This window comes from Bacillus sp. SIMBA_031 (genome assembly GCF_046535225.1).
Taxonomy (GTDB): Bacteria; Bacillota; Bacilli; order Bacillales; family Bacillaceae; genus Bacillus; species Bacillus velezensis.
The window spans coordinates 1-267 of sequence record NZ_JAWRXC010000313.1 but is presented as its reverse complement, the minus strand read 5'-3'; the positions used below and the strand labels follow the sequence as shown (position 1 = coordinate 267).

At 41.2% G+C, this 267-nt stretch carries 1 protein-coding gene; it reads left to right on the top strand.

The window, feature by feature from the left end; translation table 11 throughout:
• Positions 1 to 267, top strand: a 267-nt coding sequence (locus tag SB724_RS20440; RefSeq protein WP_410572718.1) for a hypothetical protein, incomplete at both ends; no start/stop codon positions are given.

Below are 267 nucleotides of genomic sequence, written 5' to 3'. Positions count from 1 at the left end.
AAAGTAGTCGCCCACATGCTGTGACACAAGTTACTGGGTCTCGCCCTAATAATTACCAGTATGATGCCGCTGGTAATATGGTTAAAGATAACGACCGTGAGCTGGTATATAACTCATTCCATAAACCGACCTATATCAAAAAAGGCAACTACTGGGTAGAATTTGCCTACTCAGGTACAGGTAAACGTTATAAACGTTCAGAGTTTGGTGGCGAAAAAGGTAGTTTAATTCCGATACTCAATGGTGACATCACCGTATTTATACCTC